The organism is Yoonia sp. MH D7 (assembly GCF_054439475.1).
Map to the genome: position 1 here is coordinate 1,321,370 of NZ_JBTJCF010000001.1, position 20,340 is coordinate 1,341,709.

General features: G+C 53.3%; 18 protein-coding genes and 3 pseudogenes. 9 read left to right on the forward strand and 12 right to left on the reverse strand.

Annotated elements, in window-relative coordinates:
- Positions 1–333: 333 nt before the first annotated feature.
- The 3 genes from ACXLHR_RS06480 to ACXLHR_RS06490 are packed head-to-tail and all read right to left on the reverse strand — an operon-like array spanning position 334 to position 2,551.
- Complete coding sequence (locus tag ACXLHR_RS06480) at positions 334–1,161, reverse strand: 3-methyl-2-oxobutanoate hydroxymethyltransferase (RefSeq protein ID WP_458790689.1); 828 nt, start codon at positions 1,159–1,161, stop codon at positions 334–336.
- Between the two features lie 9 nt (positions 1,162–1,170).
- Positions 1,171–1,491: a 2Fe-2S iron-sulfur cluster-binding protein gene (locus ACXLHR_RS06485; protein ID WP_458790690.1), complete on the reverse strand. Its 321-nt coding sequence runs from the start codon at positions 1,489–1,491 to the stop codon at positions 1,171–1,173.
- Between the two features lie 4 nt (positions 1,492–1,495).
- Positions 1,496–2,551 (reverse strand): cytochrome P450, encoded by a 1,056-nt coding sequence (locus ACXLHR_RS06490; RefSeq protein ID WP_458790691.1) that lies wholly within the window; start codon positions 2,549–2,551, stop codon positions 1,496–1,498.
- A gap of 303 nt (positions 2,552–2,854) precedes the next feature.
- On the opposite strand from ACXLHR_RS06490, the gene ACXLHR_RS06495 reads away from it, so the two are divergent.
- Both ACXLHR_RS06495 and ACXLHR_RS06500 read left to right on the forward strand, forming a co-directional pair.
- Positions 2,855–3,682 (forward strand): helix-turn-helix domain-containing protein, encoded by an 828-nt coding sequence (locus ACXLHR_RS06495; RefSeq protein WP_458790692.1) that lies wholly within the window; start codon positions 2,855–2,857, stop codon positions 3,680–3,682.
- 188 nt (positions 3,683–3,870) lie between these two features.
- Positions 3,871–4,504 (forward strand): annotated as a pseudogene (locus ACXLHR_RS06500) (tyrosine-type recombinase/integrase).
- 355 nt (positions 4,505–4,859) lie between these two features.
- Here the strand turns inward: ACXLHR_RS06500 and ACXLHR_RS06505 are convergent.
- The gene (locus ACXLHR_RS06505; protein WP_458790693.1) at positions 4,860–5,219 is read right to left on the reverse strand and encodes an FCD domain-containing protein; all 360 of its coding nucleotides are present in this window, start codon (positions 5,217–5,219) and stop codon (positions 4,860–4,862) included.
- A 112-nt stretch (positions 5,220–5,331) separates the two neighbouring features.
- On the opposite strand from ACXLHR_RS06505, the pseudogene ACXLHR_RS06510 reads away from it, so the two are divergent.
- From ACXLHR_RS06510 to tnpC, 4 genes and pseudogenes are all read left to right on the forward strand, one after another.
- Positions 5,332–6,734, forward strand: a pseudogene (locus ACXLHR_RS06510) (IS3 family transposase).
- 55 nt (positions 6,735–6,789) lie between these two features.
- Positions 6,790–7,170 (forward strand): IS66-like element accessory protein TnpA, encoded by a 381-nt coding sequence (gene tnpA, locus ACXLHR_RS06515; RefSeq protein WP_458790694.1) that lies wholly within the window; start codon positions 6,790–6,792, stop codon positions 7,168–7,170.
- The gene (tnpB, locus tag ACXLHR_RS06520) at positions 7,167–7,514 is read left to right on the forward strand and encodes an IS66 family insertion sequence element accessory protein TnpB (protein ID WP_458790695.1); all 348 of its coding nucleotides are present in this window, start codon (positions 7,167–7,169) and stop codon (positions 7,512–7,514) included. Before tnpA ends, tnpB begins: the two co-directional genes overlap by 4 nt.
- 62 nt (positions 7,515–7,576) lie before the next feature.
- Positions 7,577–9,190, forward strand: coding sequence for an IS66 family transposase (gene tnpC, locus ACXLHR_RS06525; RefSeq protein WP_458792488.1), 1,614 nt, complete (start codon positions 7,577–7,579; stop codon positions 9,188–9,190).
- Positions 9,191–9,198: 8 nt separating this feature from the next.
- Here tnpC and ACXLHR_RS06530 read toward each other — a convergent pair.
- From ACXLHR_RS06530 to proC, 3 genes and pseudogenes are all read right to left on the reverse strand, one after another.
- Positions 9,199–9,772, reverse strand: a pseudogene (locus ACXLHR_RS06530) (transposase); the annotation flags it as partial.
- Positions 9,773–9,983: 211 nt separating this feature from the next.
- A complete protein-coding gene (locus tag ACXLHR_RS06535) occupies positions 9,984–11,258 on the reverse strand; it encodes a glutamate-5-semialdehyde dehydrogenase (protein ID WP_458790696.1) in 1,275 nt (424 codons plus the stop codon).
- 36 nt (positions 11,259–11,294) lie between these two features.
- The gene (proC, locus tag ACXLHR_RS06540; RefSeq protein ID WP_458790697.1) at positions 11,295–12,074 is read right to left on the reverse strand and encodes a pyrroline-5-carboxylate reductase; all 780 of its coding nucleotides are present in this window, start codon (positions 12,072–12,074) and stop codon (positions 11,295–11,297) included.
- 273 nt (positions 12,075–12,347) lie between these two features.
- On the opposite strand from proC, the gene proB reads away from it, so the two are divergent.
- Entirely contained in the window at positions 12,348–13,508 is a 1,161-nt protein-coding gene (gene proB, locus ACXLHR_RS06545; RefSeq protein ID WP_458790698.1) for a glutamate 5-kinase, read from the forward strand.
- 424 nt (positions 13,509–13,932) lie between these two features.
- On the opposite strand, the gene ACXLHR_RS06550 is transcribed toward proB, so the two are convergent.
- The gene (locus ACXLHR_RS06550) at positions 13,933–14,055 is read right to left on the reverse strand and encodes a hypothetical protein (RefSeq protein ID WP_458790699.1); all 123 of its coding nucleotides are present in this window, start codon (positions 14,053–14,055) and stop codon (positions 13,933–13,935) included.
- 590 nt (positions 14,056–14,645) lie between these two features.
- Between ACXLHR_RS06550 and ACXLHR_RS06555 the strand changes: the two genes are divergently transcribed.
- Together ACXLHR_RS06555 and ACXLHR_RS06560 are read left to right on the forward strand one after the other, a co-directional pair.
- On the forward strand, positions 14,646–14,993 hold the full coding sequence (locus ACXLHR_RS06555; protein ID WP_458790700.1) for a RidA family protein: 348 nt from the start codon (positions 14,646–14,648) through the stop codon (positions 14,991–14,993).
- A complete protein-coding gene (locus ACXLHR_RS06560; RefSeq protein WP_458790701.1) occupies positions 14,990–15,460 on the forward strand; it encodes an acyl-CoA thioesterase in 471 nt (156 codons plus the stop codon). Before ACXLHR_RS06555 ends, ACXLHR_RS06560 begins: the two co-directional genes overlap by 4 nt.
- Before the next feature lie 169 nt (positions 15,461–15,629).
- Here the strand turns inward: ACXLHR_RS06560 and pgi are convergent, their stop codons facing one another.
- The 4 genes from pgi to ACXLHR_RS06580 form a co-directional block, all read right to left on the reverse strand.
- The gene (gene pgi / locus ACXLHR_RS06565; protein WP_458790702.1) at positions 15,630–17,228 is read right to left on the reverse strand and encodes a glucose-6-phosphate isomerase; all 1,599 of its coding nucleotides are present in this window, start codon (positions 17,226–17,228) and stop codon (positions 15,630–15,632) included.
- A 3-nt stretch (positions 17,229–17,231) separates the two neighbouring features.
- Positions 17,232–17,903, reverse strand: coding sequence for a 6-phosphogluconolactonase (gene pgl / locus ACXLHR_RS06570; protein ID WP_458790703.1), 672 nt, complete (start codon positions 17,901–17,903; stop codon positions 17,232–17,234).
- A gap of 24 nt (positions 17,904–17,927) precedes the next feature.
- On the reverse strand, positions 17,928–19,382 hold the full coding sequence (gene zwf, locus ACXLHR_RS06575; protein ID WP_458790704.1) for a glucose-6-phosphate dehydrogenase: 1,455 nt from the start codon (positions 19,380–19,382) through the stop codon (positions 17,928–17,930).
- Positions 19,383–19,549: 167 nt separating this feature from the next.
- Entirely contained in the window at positions 19,550–20,290 is a 741-nt protein-coding gene (locus tag ACXLHR_RS06580; RefSeq protein ID WP_458790705.1) for a GGDEF domain-containing protein, read from the reverse strand.
- Positions 20,291–20,340: the final 50 nt, after the last annotated feature.

Consider the following 20,340-nt stretch of genomic DNA (forward strand, 5'->3'; position numbering starts at 1 on the left):
AACTGACGCCAAGCTGCGTTTATTCGAACGGTTCTGAATACGCATGAGATTACAACACGGCACCGAATAGCGACTGGCCACCGGCAAAGGTAAATTTAAAAGCGGCGTTGGTGTGGCCCCAGCGAATTTTACGCTGACGCAGCATTTCCCACGCTGCGAGCGCATGCAGCGAGAAAACCAAATTCACACAATGGGCTCTCCGACCCATTTCGCCGCATGATCTACGAACGGCGGTTCTGGGAAAGAGTGTCGTTCGCTGCAACGCGCACGAGTTAGTTAAACGCGGACTAAGTGACCGTCCATGCGACGTCGAGCAAAGTCTGCTTTTGCTAACTAGGATCGCTTGTCTAAAGCCTCAAGCAGTTTATCTTTCTCATCTGGCTTCATGGACACGGTGTGCATGTTGGCGGGGTATGAACCATCCTCCACGGCTTCCTTGAAGCCTTTGACGGCGTTTTGGCGTTCTTGTGTCAGTCTCTTGCGAATTGCGGCCCCATCGCCCCAAGACTGAGCATGACGGGGCGGGTTTTCGGTTTCGCCGCAAATGTCCTCGAAAAAGAGAAAAATTACGTCGCCCGACCGCCCTGCCCCGATAGAACTCGTGATGAGGGACGTATGCTTGCTAATCGCTTCAAGGGCATCCTCAGCGACACATTCAACTTCGCATCCGAAGGCCCCGGCATCTTCAAGGCGGCGCATATCATCCAAGATCGCAATCGCTTCATCAGCGGTCTTACCTAGGGTTCTCATTCCACCGAGTTGAATAGATTTGGACGGCACCATTCCAACGTGACCTTGCACTGCCAAACCTTGATTTGCGAGCATTTCAACAACATCGAGACTGCGAGGTGTCAGGACGCTATCGGCTCCCTTTGTCGCCGCCTCAATGGCCCCAGCAAGTATATCGTCATTGGTAATGTATCGCCCTGCAAACAACGCCGCCGTAATGAAGGTATTTGGCGCACCAGTTCGGACCTGTGGATACCAATCACTGCCCGTGATGATCATGTCGATGCCTTGATCTGCAATAATTGCAGCTTCATCAGCATTCTGAGCCGTCACTTGGGTCATCTTGTAATTTGCCGCTTTGTTGGCGTGCATGTCGGCTATAGTTACGTTTCTTTGCTCAAACGAATGGCCGTAGGTATAAATGTTTTTCATGATTTCAACTTAGGTTTGGGACGCAGGGATATTGATTATAATGCCGTCCATGTCTGGCGTGACCTCAATTTGACAACTCAACCGGCTGGTCTCTGTTGGGTCAATCACAAAATCAAGCATGTCGGTTTCATCTTCTTTTGCTGGCATGATTTTGTCGAACCATTCTTTGTTGATGTAGCAATGGCATGTGCCGCAGGCGCATGCGCCGCCACACTCTGCAGCAATGGCCGCGATGCCCGCATTCACTGCAACTTGCATCACTGTCATGCCAGGTTCAGCAGTTGCTTCAATCGATTTTCCATCCGCTTCGATAAAGGTAATCTTGGTCATGTGTCTATTTTCTCCGAACGGCTATATCGAGTGCAACTGGTCCACGCACGGATAATCCTGGCTTATAAATAGGTTCCTGTGTCAATTCGATTGACGCGAAACGCTGATTCAACGTCGTGAAAATCACGTCCATGTCTAAGCGAGCTAGGTGGTTGCCGAGACAGAAATGCGTCCCGCCGCCAAAGGCGATGTGCCGGTTTGGGCTGCGATTTGCGTCAAATTGATCTGCGTGCTCAAAACGGTCAGGGTCTCGGTTGGCAGCACCATAGAGCAAACCAAACCGCGTACCTGCTTCGAACTTGCGGCCGCCCACAACGGTATCTTCTGTTGCAAAGCGATGGAAATAGGGCAGCGGCGATTCAAACCGGAACATTTCTTGCACAGCCAGATTGATTATTTTGGGATCATCGCGCAGCTTCTGGTGCTGGTCGGGAAAGCGCAGCAGCGCGTGCATACCGGAGCCAAGAACGTCAATCGTCGAACCATGTCCGGCCATCAGGATCAGCATTGTTGTCGCAACCAGCTCATCCTCTGACATGCGGCCTGCGTCTTGATGTTCGACCATGCGGGACATCAAGTCATCCTCTGGGGCTTTGCGACGTGCATCAACGAGCGTCAGGAGATATTCGTAGAACTCCTTGGTTGCTTGTTCGGCAACGCGTTTGTCGTCATCGTCGCAGCCAACATTGAAAAACCGAACTACCAGCTCAGACCACACCCGCAACTGGGGGCAATCTTCATCTGGTACGCCGATCACACGACCAATGATATGGCCAGGTACATGCGCGGCAAAGTCTTCAACAAAGTCAAACTCAGTACGGTCAGCCAGATTGTCCAAGAGATGATCTACAAACGCTTGGATCGTATCCCTTTGTCTCGCAATCATCGCGGCAGTAAATTCTCGGAAGACCAATTTTCTTAGTCGAGAATGTGTATCGCCTTCGCTCTCCAAAAGGTTCGTCTGCACAAACCGCTCGTGATGCGGCATGTCATGCCAGTTCATCTTGCGCTGTTCGTCTTTCCGCTCCGCGTCCGACAGTAAATGATCGCGGCTGCGCAACATAGTTTTATTGAGTGCGACAGCTTCTACGTCAGTCGCCTTCGTCAGCATCCACGAGTTTACATCGGCGTAGTGATACGGCTCTGGCAACGCACGCAGGCGCGCGTAAGCGACATGAGGGTCACGCGCAAAGCTGACTGATAGAGGGTTGAATTCATTATTGGCTGTCATAAGTGGGGTCCGTTTCTGACATGTGCTTGCCAATCATTGCTTCGTCCGGCTTTAAATAGGAATGGACAGAACACCTATTTTGTATATTCCTATTATACATTCATCAATTTTTCTGCCAAAAAGCCAGTTAACATGAACTCGATTGTATATAACTCTCCCAAAAAACATGGCTCGCCGTACCCGTATGGCGTCCTAGCTGCAGGACGCAGCCGGTTCCGACATGGCGACCCCAAGATCAGCGATCAATTCAATGAACACACCCTCATTTTGACGATTGAGGGGGCGGGTGAAATTGATACAGAAAGTTACGCCACTTTGACCGCTCCACGAATGCTCTCATGGGTGGATACATCAACCGCATACAGCCACGGATGCGCTGACGGTGAAGCAAATTGGGACTACATCTGGTTTTCGTTTGAGGGTCATATGGTCGATGCTCTCTACACGTTATTGGAACGGCGAGGACAGTTGCACGTTCTCGCCGGGACGGACGCGCTCGCCGTTTTTAATCTTATTGTGACAAATACAGCTTCAAACCATCCAGGGCGACACGCTCAAATCAGCAGCTTGATCTCTCAATGCCTGTCATTGTTCGAAAACAGCCCACGCCAGCTTGAGTTTCACGACAGCCTTCAAAACCTTGCAAGGCGAATGAGGGAGGACATCGCAGCCGATTGGAACACAAAATCAATGGCTGATCTTGCAGGACTAAGTGTTTCTCGTTTCCATACAGTTTTTAGAGATGAATTTGGGATGCCGCCCGCAACATGGATTCGAGAGCAACGTCTGACCGCCGCTAAAAGGTTTTTGACTGAAACTGACCTCGATGTTGCAGTAGTCGGAGAAAAATGCGGCTACCCTGACCCGCATCATTTTAGCCGCGAGTTTGCGAAGAACGTCTCGTTGCCACCTTCAAAATTCAGGATGCGAATGCGTTCGCGTGTAGCTCGGTCGAGTTGATCGTTCGCCGAAACCTGCCGTTCGTGGAAGGTGCAGCATTTGTTAAAGGGGGGCTCGAAACCGCCTTTTGCTTTCGCAGAAACACTTGATGACGCGCCAGCGGCGAAGCCGTCATTGTTTTTTAGGCTATAACCAGTCGTCAGCGCTGTGTTGATGTTTGGCAGGAGGGGTGGATGGAGGGCCAAATCATGCCAAGAGTTCAACTTCCCGCTGTCACCCCAAAACGAAGAGCCTCGAATAAGGGTCGCCTCGGCGGGCAAAAGCGCCCGCTTCTGCCAAAACAGGTCTGGGCCATCCGCGCTCGCCTCGAACTCGCGGGTAATCTCCGCGATCTCGCATCGTTCAACGTCGCAATTGATAGCAAGTTACGCGGTTGCGATTTGGTGTCACGACAGGTCATTGACCTACTCAGGGACGACAGAATGCATGAAAGAGTATCCGTCGTTCAAAGTAAAACGAACAAGCCTGTGCAGTTTGAACTGGCTGAAAACACGCGAGAAACTGTGACCAACTGGATTAAGTCTCCGGAAATGATCGTATGTCAGCTCTTGCTTCCGAGCCGATTTCATGATCGGCCGCACATATCAACACGCCAGTATGGGCGCTTGGTTCGGGACCTCGGTTGTCTCGATTGGTTTGGAACCAAGTGGCTACGGCACCCATTCTACGCGCCGAACGAAGGTGGCGGAAATTTATCGCAAGACAGGCAACCTGCGTGCTGTTCAGCTTCTGCTTGGCCACACAAAAATTGATAGCACCGTCAGATATCTGGGGGTCAAGCTCGAAGACGCGCTGAGCATTTCCGAGCGGATTGATATCTGAGAATTCTGCCGAACGGTTGGAGCCGTTCGTCATTTCGAAGCGGTCTTGATTATTTAATACTTCCTACAGCGGCCTGAGCCCACAGTGACCAATACTGCGTAATGCACGGATGTCCCCTATGGCGAAGGCGCAAAAAACTATCACAACTGCTCGGACTTTAAACGGGGTTTGTGGCAGCGTAAAATATGGTAGATTGAACACTTGCTAAACAAGGTTTTTTGGAACGTACACAATGGCACTTTAACTGGACAACGCGACCAATCGACTAGTGGATTTGGCAAACTAACCGCACCTGAAATGTGTTATTTTAATTGTCTATTCGTCAGCGTCAGCGCATCCGACACTGATACGTTGTTCAAAGCTCAAAAATATCGCGCAGGCTTTTGGAAGGCTGCTGTCCCGTACTTAGCTTCAGATCGGACCGAAGGTGCTCTATGTGCGCGCCTACCAAACGCAATGTTCCGTCTGCATCACCTTGCACCAAAGCGTCTACAATGTTGGCGTGTTCGTCTGGCCCGCAATTGAAGTAGCCGCTGTCGCGGTAGATTGCGGTGATTAATAAACTGCGTGAAATTAGATCGCGCAATAGACTTTGCAACACACTCGACTCGGTCAATTCTGCAAGCGTGAGATGAAACAGTCCGGACAATTTGATAGCGTCGGCCAGATGCCCGTTTGCGACGGCCTCTTTTTCGCGGCGAATGATGTCGCGCAAGGCGTCTGGAAGTATGAATTGCTTGCGTGTTTGACGTCAGCACCCGTGGGACAGATTTGAGGATTTGAATAGCGGAGGATTTCTGGTTCATCTTATCGATTAGGAGATCGAGATGACGAAGAAGCCACAAACATCGAAAGAGGCCGCCGAGAAGGTGGTCAAGAACATCCGCCGTAGGACGCGGCAAACCTATTCAGCTGAGGAAAAGATCCGCATTGTTTTGGCGGGCCTCCGTGGTGAGGAAAGCATCTCAGTGCCGTGCCGCCGTGAAGAGATCGCTGAAAGTTTGTATTATAGCTGGTCGAAAGAGTTTCTGGAGGCAGGCAAGCGGCGCCTGTCTGGGGACACCGCGCGTCAAGCGACGTCGCCTGAGGTGAAAGATTTGCGTTCTGAGTCATTGGCCCTGAAAGAATGCGTGGCTGACCTGACGCTTGAGAACCGTCTGCTCAAAAAAGCATGACAGGGACTGGGGTATACGAGGAGTGAGATATCCTGCATCTGAGAAGCTTGAGATCATCCGCACCGTTGAGGGATCGCATTTGCCAGTCAAACAGACTCTCGACATGTTGAGCATTCCACGCAGCACTTTTTATCGATGGTATGACCTCTATGTCGACGGTGGGTTTGATGCGCTGGCTGACATCTCGCCGCGCCCGAGGTCAGTCTGGAACCGCATCCCAAACGCCAGACGCGATGACCTGATCGAGTTCGCGCTGGAGCACGAGGCGTTGTCCACACGTGAACTGGCCATCAAATACACTGATGAGAAGCGTTGTTCGGGGGAAGCGCCCCACTGGGGCCTTTCCTGATCCCTCCAACTTTATATCTGAATCATCATCTTATCGTATTCTCAAAGCAGCTGACCTGATCACTGCGCCTGATTATGTTGTGATCAAAGCGGCCGACGAGTTCACGGATAAGACCACCGCCATCAACGAGATGTGGCAGACTGACTTCACTTACTTCAAGATCATCGGGTGGGGCTGGTATTATCTCAGCACAATTTTGGATGATTACAGCCGCTACATCATCGCTTGGAAGCTTTGCACCAACATGCGAGCCGAGGACGTAATGGACACGGTCGAATTGGCGTTGACGGCGTCCGGTTGCGACAAGGCGGTCGTCCGCCACAAGCCACGCCTGCTCAGTGACAACGGCTCATGCTACATCTCTGGCGATCAGGCCACGTGGTTAAAGGATCAAAAAATGACACATGTCCGCGGCGCGCCATTCCACCCGCAGAGCCAAGGCAAGATCGAACGCTGGCACCAGACCATGAAGAACAGGGTTCTGTTGGAGAACTACTACCTACCCGGTGATCTCGAACACCAAATCGGGGCCTTCGTCGATTACTACAACAACCAGCGTTACCACGAGAGCCTGAATAATGTGACACCCGCAGACGTCTACTTCGGACGCGACAAAGCTATTATCAGAGAAAGGGAAAGGATCGAGAAACGGACAATCCAACGTAACCGCTCCATTGCCACCGCCTGCCGAATTTCAACTTGTTGATCTAAGATACGTGTTTAACGGCGTCGTTAACGACGTGTCTTAGGTGGGATTTGGTATGCGTGGTGAAATTCTTGGGATGGAGCGGCGGCGCTTCTGGCATGATGACGACAAGCTCGAGATTGTCATGTCAGTTGGGGTTGATGGCGCGTCAGTTACACAGGTTGCACAGCGTCACGATGTGACGCGGCAGCAGGTCTATGCTTGGCGCCATGACCTAAAGAAGAAGGGGCTGTGGTCCCCGGATAATGGGGCGCTTTTTATGCCTTTGAATGTTTTGTCTGAACCCAGCGTTCCCACCCTCTCTGATCTGGTGTCCAGCCCATCGGAGTCCACGCCTGTCGAAGTGCGTTTACGTGGCGGGCGCAGCCTACGCTTTGATAGCAGCATGGATGCGGCGGCGCTGACGCAGCTGGTCCGAGCGGTAGAAGCGGCATGATCGGCCCAGGGACTGGCGTTCGGGTGTATCTTGCGTGTGGTGTCACGGACATGAGGAAGGGCATTGCTGGTTTGGCAGCACTTACGCAGGAAGTTTTACGTCAGAAGCCCACTGGGGGTGCAGTGTTTGCATTCCGTGGGCGGCGTGGCGACCGGATCAAGCTCCTGTTCTGGGATGGCCCAGGCTTTTGCCTCTATTACAAAGTGCTTGAACGCGGTCGCTTTCCTTGGCCGACGGCTACAGAAGGTGCGGCGCGGCTGACCTCTGCGCAACTTGCGATGCTGTGGGAGGGTATGGATTGGCGCAGGCCAGACTGGGGCGCACCACCGGCTCGCGTCGGGTGAATTATTCGCCTGATTAGCGTTGTCTTTATGGCGTCTATACCCTTGCTATGGTAGTTTTGCGCATGTCCATTGATGTGCAAAACCTCCCTGATGACCCTGCCGTTTTGAAGGCAATGATCGCTGCTTTGCAGGTGGAGAATGCCAAAATATCGGCCACCTTGCGTGTGCATGACCAGCTTGTTCAGGCGCTACGTTTGCGGATCGCCAAGTTGCAGAAATTGGCTTTTGGTAAATCTTCGGAAAAGATCGAGCGCGAGATTGAACAGTTGGAGCTGGCACTCGAAGGCCTGCTCATTGCTGTTGCCGAGGAGGATGAGACGCCAATTGACGAAGGTCATGACAAACCTGCATCCAATGAGGTGTCTGCCCCCACACTCCGCCGCCGACCGCGGGTCTCTGATGCGACCCTGCGTGAACGGCGGGAACTTGATCCCGGCACATGCTGCCCGGATTGTGGTGGCGATCTGCGCGTGGTGGGCGAGGATGTCAGCGAACTGATCGACATGATCGCCGCTCAGATGAAGGTGATCCAGATCGCCCGGATCAAAAAGTCCTGTCGCCGCTGTGAGAATATGGTGCAGGAGCCCGCACCCAGCCGCCCGATCCCGGGTAGCATGGCGGGTCCGAACCTGCTGGCGCACATACTGGTCTCGAAGTTCGACGATCACCTTCCCCTTTATCGTCAACATGAGATATTTGAGCGCATGGGCGCGGACATCCCTGAAAGCACGCTTGTCGGTTGGTGTGGCCGCGCCATGAAGACGCTGTTGCCACTTATCGAGCGGATCGAGATGGACGTCATGGCAAGTGATCTACTCCATGCAGATGACACGCCGATCCGGGTGCTGGATCGCTCAAGGCGCGACAAGGGACTTGGCAAGGGGGTGAAGCAAGGTCGGATCTGGGCCTATGTGCGCGATCAGCGTCCTTGGGCGGGATCATCTCCACCCGGTGCTGTCTATCGGTTTGCACCAAACTGGAAGGAGGAGCATGTCCTGAGCCATCTGGCCAATGCTCGTGGCATCCTTCAGGCGGATGGTTACAAAGGCTACGCCAAACTCTATGAGCCTGAACCGGGTGGTGTGCCGCGTTTGCGCGAAGCCGCCTGTTGGGCGCATCTGCGGCGCGACTTCCACGACTTCTGGTCATCAACCAAGTCCGAGATCGCCCGCGAGGCGCTCGACCGGATCGGCAAGCTTTACGACATTGAGCGCGACATCAATGGTCAACCCGCTGATGTCCGCCATGCCGCGCGTCAAAAGCTGAGCTGGTCAAAGATCGAGGCCTTCTTTGTCTGGTCCGAACAACAGCTCCTGCGCATTCCTGGCAAGAGCGAACTGGCAAAGGCGTTCCGCTATGGCCTCAGTCGGCAGGAGGCTTGCAGCCTGTTCCTGGCTGACGGTCGTGTCGCCATCGACAACAATCCAGCCGAGCGTGCCTTGCGCCCGATCGGCATCGGAAGAAAAAACTGGCTGTTTGCCGGGGCGGACACCGGTGCGGAAACACTTGCGCGTGCCATGACCGTCATTGAAACCGCCAAGCTGAATGGCCTAAATCCGCAAGCATATCTGGCCGACATTCTCGACCGTATCCATGATCACAAGATCAATAGGTTGGACGAATTGCTACCTTGGAATTGGGCGCCAATGGCCACGCAAAACAGTCAAGCTGCATAAGCCGCGGTCTCAATCGCGCGGTTACGTTTAATCCGCAGGTTCAGCTCCAGCTCGCAGTAGATCCGATAGACGCGCTTGCGGTTCCACCCATAGCCCTGGACGTTGCGCAGGTACAAAAAGCATCGGCCGAAGCCCCAGTTCCGCTTGTTGGCCGTCAAGCGTTCAAGCCAATCCGCGATCTCTTTGTTCTCGTCACTCAATGCAGGGCTGTAACGATAGCAAGTCTCGCTAATCTCGAACGCACGGCACGCCAACGCGATACTGACACCACCCCGCGCGACTGCCTTCATGGCCATCTCTCGCCTTTGAGAAGGCCTCAGCGCTTTTTCCAAGCGCCTCCTTCAGTAAATCGTTCTGCATGCTCATCTCCGCGTACATACGCTTCAGACGGCGGTTCTCCTCGGCCACATCCTTCATCTCAGAAATCATCGACGCGTCCATACCGCCAAACTTCGCGCGCCACTTGTAAAAACTGGCGCTGCTCATGCCATGTTCGCGGCATAATTCAGAAACCGGCACACCGCCCTCTGCTTGCTTCAGGATCGCCATGATCTGCGCGTCGCTGTATCGTCCCTTCTTCATCGTAAATCTCCTCAGATATATTGCCGAGAAAACTCTACTTTTGAACACCACTAATTTTCGGGGGGATTACCGCTAGAAGTCTACAATAGACTTTTAAGTTTAGATTTTCTTGCACACCCGCACGAATCCTGCATCATGTTATTCGCCAGATTTTCCAACTTCTTGGTGTTAGGCCGCTCGCCCTAAGCTGTCCATTGCGACAATTCACCCCCTACGGACGTTGCTGACCGCTTCCAAAGACGAGATACTTAAAACTTGTCAATTGCTCTGCCCCAACTGGACCGCGCGCGTGCATCTTGCCTGTCGCAATACCAATTTCAGCACCCATGCCAAACTCGCCCCCGTCCGCGAACTGAGTTGAAGCGTTGTGCATCACGACGGCTGAATCGATGGCAGACATAAAGCGTTTGGCAGCCCCCATATCCTCAGAGATAATCGCATCTGTGTGGCCAGACGAATGATCCTGCACAAATGCGATAGCCTCGCTTAAATCACCGACAATCTTCACTGAGATGATATTGCTAAGATACTCTGTGTCCCAATCTTCATCAGTCGCGGCAACGATACTCGGAAGTATGCCTTGTGCTTCAGCGTCGCCACGTAGTTCGCAATCTCCGAGCGCGGTAGCTAAAAGAGGCAACACCGTAGCCGAAATCTTGCGATCGATTACAACACATTCAGTCGCGCCACAGATTCCGGTCCGGCGCATTTTTGCGTTCTGGACGATGCCTACTGCTTTTTCGACATCTGCACTTTCATGGATATAACTATGATTGTTGCCGTCCAAATGCAGCAATGTCGGCACGCGGGCCTCTTTTTGGACCAGTGAGACCAATCCGCGTCCACCACGTGGAATGACCAGATCGACAGTCTCGGTACTATGCAAAAGCAGCTTGACCGCCTCACGGTCGCGGGTGTCGACGAGCTGAACGGCATCTTCGGGCAGACCGGCTGCCTTAAGGCCCGCTGCCAGACATGCAACGATAACGCGCGAGGAATGCAGGCTTTCAGAGCCGCCGCGCAAGATAACAGCATTGCCTGATTTCACGCAAAGCGCACCCGCATCCGAGCCGACGTTGGGACGCGATTCATATATCATCGCGATGACACCTATTGGCACACTTACGCGGTCGATTTTCAACCCGTTGGGCCGGTCAAAACTTGCGAGGGTGCGGCCTAACGGGTCGGATTGTTTTGCGATGGCATCGACGGCGTCCGCCATCGCACTCACGCGGTCCTCAGTCATGGTGAGGCGATCAATAAACGCGGCATCCTTACCGCTGATGCTGTCCAAATCAGTTGCGTTCGCAGCCAAAATCTCGCTCATACGCGCGCGCAATTCCTTTGCCGCTTCGTTCAGCGCCTGATTGCGCTGTTCAGCCGTCGCCAAAGCAAGCTCTTGCGCCGCAGCTTTTGCACGTTGGCCAAGGCCTGCAACAACTGCTGTGACGTCCATCGGCTTTGTGCCCGTACTTAGATCGTTCATATTATGTCTCCTATCTGCTGCGCTGTCGCGCGGCACTTATTTCAATTCGGCGGCGCGTCGATAAGCGGCCTGCACGGTATCATTCAAAAGCGTATCAAGGTGTCCATCGCGTCGCAGCGCGTCCAGTCCAGCCTGTGTCGTGCCGTTCTTACTGGTCACCGAATTTCGCAATTCCTCCAGTGAGGCATCCGACTGTCGTGCCGTTTCAACCGTGCCGGTGATGGTATCAAACACCAGCGCGCGGGATGTTTCCTCGTCAAACCCCAAACGCTTGGCCGCTTCGACATAGCTGCGCATAATCTCGAACACATATCCCGGCCCGCTTCCGCTCACAGCGGTGAGGCGATCAATTTCATCCTCGCTCGCAAGCGGAACGCAGCGACCTGTCTGGGCAATGAAATCTGTGACTTCCGTGATCTGCTGTTCGGTGCAGACGGAATTCGCATAAAGCCCCGAAACCCCCATTCCCACCATGGCAGCCAAATTGGGCATGACGCGAATAATTGCAGCCTCGCCCACGATACCGGCCAATGTCGCGATACTACATCCTGCCGCGATCGAGACGAAACAGCCGCCCGGTTTCAACGCCGGGATATAGTCAGGTAGCAAGTCTGCGATCATCTGCGGTTTGATGGCGATGACAATGACGTCAAATTCCGCGGACGGCAGAGATGTCGCTTTTGTGACATGCGTTACGGCATCTGGCAGGTCTGTGACTGCGGGATCGGCGACCGTAAACTGGTTACCATCGTGATTGACCCACTGGCGCAACATCGCGCCGCCCATCTTGCCGCATCCTATCAAAAGTATCTTCATTTTCAGCCTCCTTAACTTCGGCAAACCCGCACACATCGTGTGCCGCACCGTTTCGACGGGGCGTTGGATCAACCGGTGAATTTTTATCGGCGCCAGTTGGAGCAAATGCGCAAGAAATTGCGCTGCAACGCAGCAACCTGTTTGCATTCGCATACGGGGTGCGTGTTATACGACACCCGAACACCTGAATGAGGTCTTGCTATACGGCTGCGTCCAAGGACGCAAACGGTTAGTATTTTCTCACTAAAAACAAAGAGATAACGGAGATATTACATGTCAAAGAAGAAAAAGATCGTTATCAAGATCGGATCAAGCTTGCTCGCCAATAGCGACAACCTAACCCTGCGTTATGCTTTCATGAACGGTCTGTTAAGCGACCTCGCGCAGCTTCAACGAGAGGGACATAATATTATTTTGACGTCGTCCGGCTCTGTTGCTCTGGGACTGAATATGATCGGAAAACGGCCCGAGGACGCGGGCGTTTTGGACAAGCAGGCCGCAGCCGCCTGCGGTCAGCCTTTGTTGATGAACGCCTACCGTCAAGTCGCATCAGAGTACGATTTGGAAGTGGCGCAGATGCTGGTGACGGTCGAAGATATGGAAGAACGCCGCCGTTTTCTGAACATCAAAAACACCATGCTGAGATTGTTCGAAAACGACATTATGCCGATCATCAACGAGAACGATTCTATTGCGACACGTGACCTTCGTGTCGGGGACAATGATCGGTTGTCGGCCAAAGTGGCCCAAATGGTAGAGGCGGATGAACTGATTATCCTGACTAGCGTCGAGGGTCTTTATGATCGCGACCCGTCTGATCCGGACGCAAAGTTCATTCACGAAATAGAAGATGTCAGCGAACACCTGGAATCAACGACCGGTATCAGCGCATTAGGCAGTGGCGGCATGCTCACAAAAATGCACGCGGCAAATATGGCGCAGAATGCCGGCGTAGAGACGATTATCGCTGAGGGCATCATTGAACGCCCTGTTTCGTCCGTTCTCAACAACGAGCGACGCTTCACGCGCTGCCTCGTGCGTGGAGAAACAGCCTCACCGTTGAAAGTATGGCTCAGCAACCGGCTGCAAGTCTCCGGCACGCTCATAGTCTCCAGCGAAGTGGCTGAAGGCGTCGCAAAAAAGAAGCGTGGGATCAGCAGAATGGACATTATCTCGCTTCAAGGCGATTTTATGAAGGGCGACGTGCTGCACGTTTATAATGAAACCGGTGAAGAAATTGCCCGTGGGCTGACAAATTTTTCATCTGAAGAAACAATGTTACTTGCACGCCATCTGGATATGCCCGTCGAAGACGTCATCGGCTATAAGACGAAAAGCGACATCATTGGCGCCGAAAACATACTCGTGCTTGAGGAAAAGCACCTGCAACTTGAGGCACCTGAACACGACCAGAAAATCGTCATTCCAGTATAACCCATTGCTCTAGCAACGTGCTCGGTTATCGCCGCGATAGCGCCAAAATCTGGGCCTACAATGCGTTCTCTGATCGCGAAAATGGGGTGCTCGTATTAGACGGCACCCTCATCAAGCCGGAACGGCAAACGGCGGCAGAATCCTATCATTTGCCGTTTGTCGTTGGCCCAGATGGATGCTTAGCCGTACTTTGCAAACGGCGAGACCCGCGCACAGCTAACGTTCGACGTCAGCGCAGCATCGGCAAAAGTGAGCTCGAAGCTGCCGTTTGGTACGCCAGCATAGGTCGCTCAACATGCTTTATTGCTGGCTTTAAAGAAACCACTCAATAATTGGTCATTTCGGGTCGGCGGCGATGCATAGAATGCCCGCACTAAAGTGCGGTTATTCAGCTATATCGTTTCCAAGTTTCCATCTCGAGCGCCTAGCGGGTCTCGACCTCTGAGATCTCTGTCTGGATGCCCCGCCGCCGCGCAGAGTCTTTCGCCTCGACAAGCCGTGCACAGGCGTTTTCGACACGGACGATCAAAACGCCAAAAGGTGTCATAGCCCCACTCTCTGCAAACGCGTGGGCGAAAGGATCGGCGGTCAAATTGCGTTGTTTGAGGGCCTTTTCCAGCACCCGGCAACTCGTCAAGAGTCACCGTTATCCTGCGCGCGTTTGAAGGCCTTGTCGATGTGTGACCCAAACATGATAAGCATGATCTTATTCGAATATTTTGTTTGGTCGTCGTATTGGTCTCAATAATATTAATTCTGAACATTCAATACAAGGCAGTTCGCGGGGCGATTAAAGCCCGATCGTTTTCAAACAGAAGGTAGCTTAGACGATCGCCAGAGGCGCCACGCAACCGTGATAGGTCCATAATGAAAATGTTGATCGACGATACGCGGGAGCCAATGGATGGGTTTTAGCTTCATTCAACAGGCCCAAAATCAACAGTGCACCAGATTACCCCCCCCAGATCAAAAAACAATGGTTACCAATATCAATGATAGTCGTGACGTATACTACAAGCGCCCTAAATTTCAGTTAAGGGCTCGGCTCTCGTTACCGGCTCCAGAATCTTTCCATGATTGCACTAGCGCCCCACAAAATTGCGGCGTACTTCTATGGCAATCAACAGGAGAAAACAAATGCCGAAAATCACCCGCCTACACACAACCAACCGCATGTCCCAAGCTGTGATCCACGGCGGCATCGCCTATATTGCAGGGCAAGTCGGCGCCGAAGGCAAATCCGTGACCGAGCAAACCGAATCCATTTTGGGCAAAATCGACGCGCTGCTGGCTGAGGCAGGCACCAATAAAACCAACCTGCTGACCGCACAAATCTGGGTCGCGGACATAGCCGATTTTGCCGAAATGAACGCGGCATGGGATGCATGGGTGCCCGCAGGCAACGCCCCCGCACGCTGGACTGGCGAAGCCAAACTCGCAACGCCAGGCTACCTCGTAGAAATCATTGTGACCGCCGCTATATGACCGTCCCTTTCCTGACCGCACTCACCGCCGCCGAGCTCCAGGGACAAGGCATCCCCGCCCCCTGGAGCTTCGGTTACGCCGACAAAGTGCGCTACGGTGAAATCGACATGCTTCATCACGTCAACAATAGCGTCTACCTCAAATGGTTTGAAAACCTGCGGGTGCGCTACTTTGTGGACCGGGGCATCTGGAAAACCGGCGACAACCAACCAAAAGTGGTGATCCGCAATTCAAGCCTACACTACCGCTCAGAGGTAAAACTGGGCCAGGACTATATCCTGACGGCACGTACAACCAGCATGGGAAACACTAGTTTCACAATGGAATACGGAGTCTGGGTCAATGGCCAACTGACGACAACAGGCGACGCCGTGCTTGTCACCGTCGATAAAAACGGCCAGAAATGCACCCTGCCCGACGCGGTGAAATCCGTGTTTAGTGACCTTGATAACGCCGTGCAAACCTAGCCGATTAAGCGGTTTGCGAACGCAGTTTTAGTTGCACCGGCCTTCTTGCGGCCACGTGTATAGCCACGACCTACACCGGAAGTTGCCTGTTTTAAGACGCTATATATATGGCCCAAGGGCAAAATGACGCGTAAACAATGCCTGAACGCAGTTCACGCGACCAAAACGCTTAAACCCCGTGCATCTGCAAAAACGTGATCAAAGCGGCAGTAGAGCCGTCATAATCACTCACCGATTTGCTTCCCTCAACCACAGGCTGCAACGCAGTCGCCAACTCCTTGCCCAATTCCACCCCCCACTGGTCGTATGAATTCAGCCCCAAAACCACACCTTCGACAAACACACGATGCTCATACAGTGCAACAATCTGGCCCAGCACAAACGGCGTCAACTGCGGATAGGCTAGGGTCACAGACGGACGGTTGCCTTTGAACACACGGTGCTTGGCCTGCCGCTCCAACTCCGCACCCGCGAACTTATCCGCGACAGAGGCGCGCGCAGCATCCAAATCACGGCCTCTCATTAAGGCCTCGGACTGCGCAAGACAATTTGCCACTAACAACTGATGCTGATGATGCAAGGCATCGTCATGCCCACGCGCCGCCACCAAAAACTCGCAAGGCACAACCCGCGTCCCCTGATGGATCAGTTGATAAAACGCGTGCTGCCCATTCGTGCCGGGTTCACCCCAAACAACAGGGCCGGAATGAACCGGCAAATCTGCCCCGTCCATCGCTACCCCCTTGCCATTGCTCTCCATCTCAAGTTGTTGAAGATAGGCTGGTAACCTACTGAGATTATTATCATAAGGTAAAACCGCACGGGTCGCATAGCCACAGCCTTGATTATGCCAGATCCCGACCAGCGCCAGCATCGCAGGCATATTCTCACGCCAGTCCGCTGCTCTAAAATGCACATCCATCGCCTGCGCACCACGCAAAACCGCATTAAAAGCATCCCGTCCAATGCCAATCATCAACGACAAACCGATCGGACCCCACATCGAGTAGCGCCCACCAACCCAGTCCTCAAAACCAAACACGCGGTCCGGCGCAATCCCAAAATCAGCGGTCTTATCCGCCGCTGTCGACAGTGCTGCAAACTGCGCACCCACGTCCGTCACCTTTTCCCCCATCCAAGCCCGCGCGGTGCGGGCATTGGTCATGGTCTCAATCGTGGTAAACGTCTTGGAGGCCACAATCACCAGCGTTGTCGCCGGATCGCAGCCGTGCAAAACCTGAGTAATATCCGCAGGATCAACGTTGCTGACAAAATGCAAACGCGGACCATCTTGATAAGGTGCCAGCGCCAGTGCCCCCATCGCAGGCCCCAAATCCGACCCACCAATACCAATATTCACCACATCCGTGATCTTGCCACCCTGCCCCTGAAATGCTCCGCTGCGCACCGCTTCAGCAAAATCGCCCATGCGGCCCAGCGTCGCCAGAACCTCCGGCATCACATCAACGCCGTCCACAACCACCGGCTTACCATCCAGATTGCGCAGCGCCGTATGCAAAACCGCACGGCCTTCGGTCTCGTTAATCGGCTCCCCCGCAAACATTGCATCACGCTTGGCCGCAACACCGGTCTGATCCAGCATCGCTACCAACAAATCACGAGTCTCGTCATCAATATTTGTCTTGGCGTAATCCAGACGCATATCCCCCGCCTGCACCGTGAAATCCTTCGCGCGAACAGCGTTCATCATATGTTCAAAACGCCGGTCCGCGACTTCCGCTGCCTTCAACTTCAACGCACCCCACATGGTCTAGCTCCTTGCCCAATGCACAACCGCGCCATTCAGCACAGCCGCAATCGGCGCCTCTTCGGGGGGCAAATGGCGCGCCTTCTCCAAGGATTCACGCTTTTCATCGCCAATAATCAAAACATGACATGTAATAGCACCCTTCAACACAGACGCCGACAGGGTAATGCGCGGCTCGTCCGCACCCGGCGCGCGCATCGCAACCAAAACATCACTCCCGTTCAACGCCAGATCCAACTGGTCCGCACCCGGAAAAATACTCGCCGTATGCATATCCGCCCCCATACCCAGCAACATCACCGAGATCGGTAACATCTGGGCAATCCTCTCCGCGAGTTCCGGCAGTTTTTCCTCTGGCGTCGGCGCATCAGCGTAAAGTGGCACATAATTCGCCGCCGCCGCGTGCCCAACCAACAACCGCTCCCGCAAGAGCCGCGTGTTCGACCGATTAGAGGTTTCAGGCACCCAACGCTCGTCCGTCAACATCACATTCACACGGTCCCAGCCCAGATCAACACCGCACAGACTGTCAAAAACCGGCCCCGGCGTCGTGCCTCCCGGCACCGCCAATGACGCAGTCTCTTGGGTCAGTAATACATTCTTCAACTCACTCGCCAAAACATCAGCAAGGTCGATCATCATCATTTCTGAATCAGGATACTCTTTGAATTCCATCACTCAACTCTCCCTCAAAACAGCCTAAGCCTTGATTTCACGCCACTTTCGCCCGTCACGGTGCAATAGCATCAACGCATCCTCCGGCCCCGACGACCCAGCATCATAAATCTTTGGCACATCATTGCGACGCTCCCATCCTTCGATCAACGGATCGGTCCATGCCCAAGCGGCCTCAACCTCATCGCCACGCATAAACAAAGTCTGGTTGCCTCGAATCACATCCATAATCAAACGCTCATAGGCATCCGAAGCATCCTGCAACTCCGCACTCAACGCTTCGGCAAAGGTCATGTCCAGCGGTACATCCACCAAACGCATCCCCCCGGGACCCGGCTCCTTGATCGTGACCTGCAAATCCATCCCCTCATTGGGTTGCAACCGGATCGACAGGATATTGCGATGGCGCTTTTCATCACCCTCAAAAATAGAATGCCCTAAGTCCTTGAACACAACAGCAATCTCAGAGGCACGCCCTTTCATCCGCTTCCCCGTACGCAGATAAAACGGCACGCCCGCCCAACGCCAGTTATCAATATGACACTTCATAGCGATGAAACTCTCGGTGAAACTGCGCGGATTCTCGGCATCATCACGGTAACTACCGCCATCTGGCCCAGCATCATACTGACCGCGCACAATATGGTGCGGATCAACAGTTTGCAGCGCACGGATAACCTTCAGCTTTTCATCGCGCACCTCGTCAGGACCATATTGACCCGGCGGCTCCATCGCGATCAGACAAAGCAGCTGCATCAAATGGTTCTGCACCATATCCCGCATCGCACCCGCATTATCATAATAGGCACCACGCCCGCCCACACCTACGGTCTCCGCCACGGTAATCTGGATATGATCGACGTAATGATTGTTCCAAAGCGGCTCGAACAACACATTGCCAAACCGCACAGCCATCAGGTTCTGTACAGTCTCCTTCCCCAGATAATGGTCAATCCGGTAAATCTGTTTCTCGTCAAAATGATCTGCCAGCGACTGGTTCAGCGCCCTTGCACTCGCCAAATCCCGTCCAAACGGCTTTTCAACCACAATACGGCTTTTCGCATTGGCAATCTTATGGGTGTGTAAACGCGCGGCCAAATCACCAAATAAGCTGGGCCCGACCGAGAAATAAAACGCCTGAACAACATCCGCACGGACCATGTCCGCCAGCGTATCCCATCCATCGGTGCCTTTGGCATCAATCGGCGTATACTCCAACTTTTCCAAAAACTTGACTAAACCGGCGGCATCATTTTTCTCGTCGCCACCGAACTCGACAATCGCGCCCCGGATCATGTCGCGGTAGCCATCCGTGTCTAAATCCGAACGTGCCGCACCAATAATACGCGCACCATCGGGCATCTGTCCCGACAAATACCTACGAAACAACCCAGGTAAAATCTTGCGCCGCGCAAGATCACCTGTGCCACCAAAAATCACAAGATCGAACGGATCAACCGGAATTACGCGAGAGGCCATGACATGCTCCGTCCTTGTTAGCGCTAACGATGATTGCTTACAGCCCATCGGAATCAAAGTCTAGTGCGGCAGCATATCATGACCCTTTAGTCAGCCAAACTTATAAATCGCTTTGCCGATAGGGCAAAACATCGATTATCAGACGACTCAAATGATTAAAAATCTCGCTAACCGGCCAGAACTGCCTCATGCAAGTCTTCCCAAATCAACATTCGGGCACGCCCTTCGGCTTTTGCACGATACAACGCCTTGTCAGCCGCAACCAGCAATGCGTCAAGATTGTTATTTGCCTTAACCTTCACAGCGCCCACCGAACTGGTCACGGTCACTTCGGGTGCTTCGGGCTTAGGAACAAACTTCACACCTGCAACGATTCTCTGCCCCACCGCGTGCGCCTGCAACAGCGTCGCATCAGGCATAAATATCGCGAACTCTTCCCCGCCTAGCCGTGCACAAAAATCGCTGGCCCCCATACGCTGCTGAATATTTTCCGCAATCGTACGCAGGCATAAATCCCCCACATCATGACCGTATCTGTCATTCAACAGCTTGAAATGATCAACGTCAACCATCATCAATACGCCACTCCGACTGGCCACATCACCCATTTTCGCCATAAACGTGCGCCTGTTGGCGAGCCCCGTCAAAACGTCCGTCCCCGCCAAATGTGCCAGCCGTTTCTGCAAATCATTCAGATGTGCCAGCAAAGCCAGTGCCAGATACAAAAACGGCGCCGCAACTATCAGAACTTCAAAATAATTATTCAGAAAACTGTGATAACCGTCATGCGCCGTCAAAATGCGATCTCGAAAGTAATTCACAAGCCCCATCAAACACGAAATCACTATGAATTTCGAACTGAAATCGACAGGTCCCGTCGGCGCGAGCAGTTTGACAAGTCTATCCAAATTGAAGGGCCCTATGACAATCGACAAGTCCCAAGTGCCCTAAAGTAATT

Coding starts and splice junctions, on each gene's coding strand:
- ACXLHR_RS06480 (WP_458790689.1), bottom strand. CDS start 1,161: ATGAAAAACATTTATACCTACGGCCATTCGTTTGAGCAAAGAAACGTA.
- ACXLHR_RS06485 (WP_458790690.1), bottom strand. CDS start 1,491: ATGACCAAGATTACCTTTATCGAAGCGGATGGAAAATCGATTGAAGCA.
- ACXLHR_RS06495 (WP_458790692.1), top strand. CDS start 2,855: ATGAACTCGATTGTATATAACTCTCCCAAAAAACATGGCTCGCCGTAC.
- tnpA (WP_458790694.1), top strand. CDS start 6,790: ATGCGTGGTGAAATTCTTGGGATGGAGCGGCGGCGCTTCTGGCATGAT.
- tnpB (WP_458790695.1), top strand. CDS start 7,167: ATGATCGGCCCAGGGACTGGCGTTCGGGTGTATCTTGCGTGTGGTGTC.
- tnpC (WP_458792488.1), top strand. CDS start 7,577: ATGTCCATTGATGTGCAAAACCTCCCTGATGACCCTGCCGTTTTGAAG.
- ACXLHR_RS06535 (WP_458790696.1), bottom strand. CDS start 11,258: ATGAACGATCTAAGTACGGGCACAAAGCCGATGGACGTCACAGCAGTT.
- proC (WP_458790697.1), bottom strand. CDS start 12,074: ATGAAGATACTTTTGATAGGATGCGGCAAGATGGGCGGCGCGATGTTG.
- proB (WP_458790698.1), top strand. CDS start 12,348: ATGTCAAAGAAGAAAAAGATCGTTATCAAGATCGGATCAAGCTTGCTC.
- ACXLHR_RS06550 (WP_458790699.1), bottom strand. CDS start 14,055: ATGACACCTTTTGGCGTTTTGATCGTCCGTGTCGAAAACGCCTGTGCA.
- ACXLHR_RS06555 (WP_458790700.1), top strand. CDS start 14,646: ATGCCGAAAATCACCCGCCTACACACAACCAACCGCATGTCCCAAGCT.
- ACXLHR_RS06560 (WP_458790701.1), top strand. CDS start 14,990: ATGACCGTCCCTTTCCTGACCGCACTCACCGCCGCCGAGCTCCAGGGA.
- pgi (WP_458790702.1), bottom strand. CDS start 17,228: ATGTGGGGTGCGTTGAAGTTGAAGGCAGCGGAAGTCGCGGACCGGCGT.
- pgl (WP_458790703.1), bottom strand. CDS start 17,903: ATGGAATTCAAAGAGTATCCTGATTCAGAAATGATGATGATCGACCTT.
- zwf (WP_458790704.1), bottom strand. CDS start 19,382: ATGGCCTCTCGCGTAATTCCGGTTGATCCGTTCGATCTTGTGATTTTT.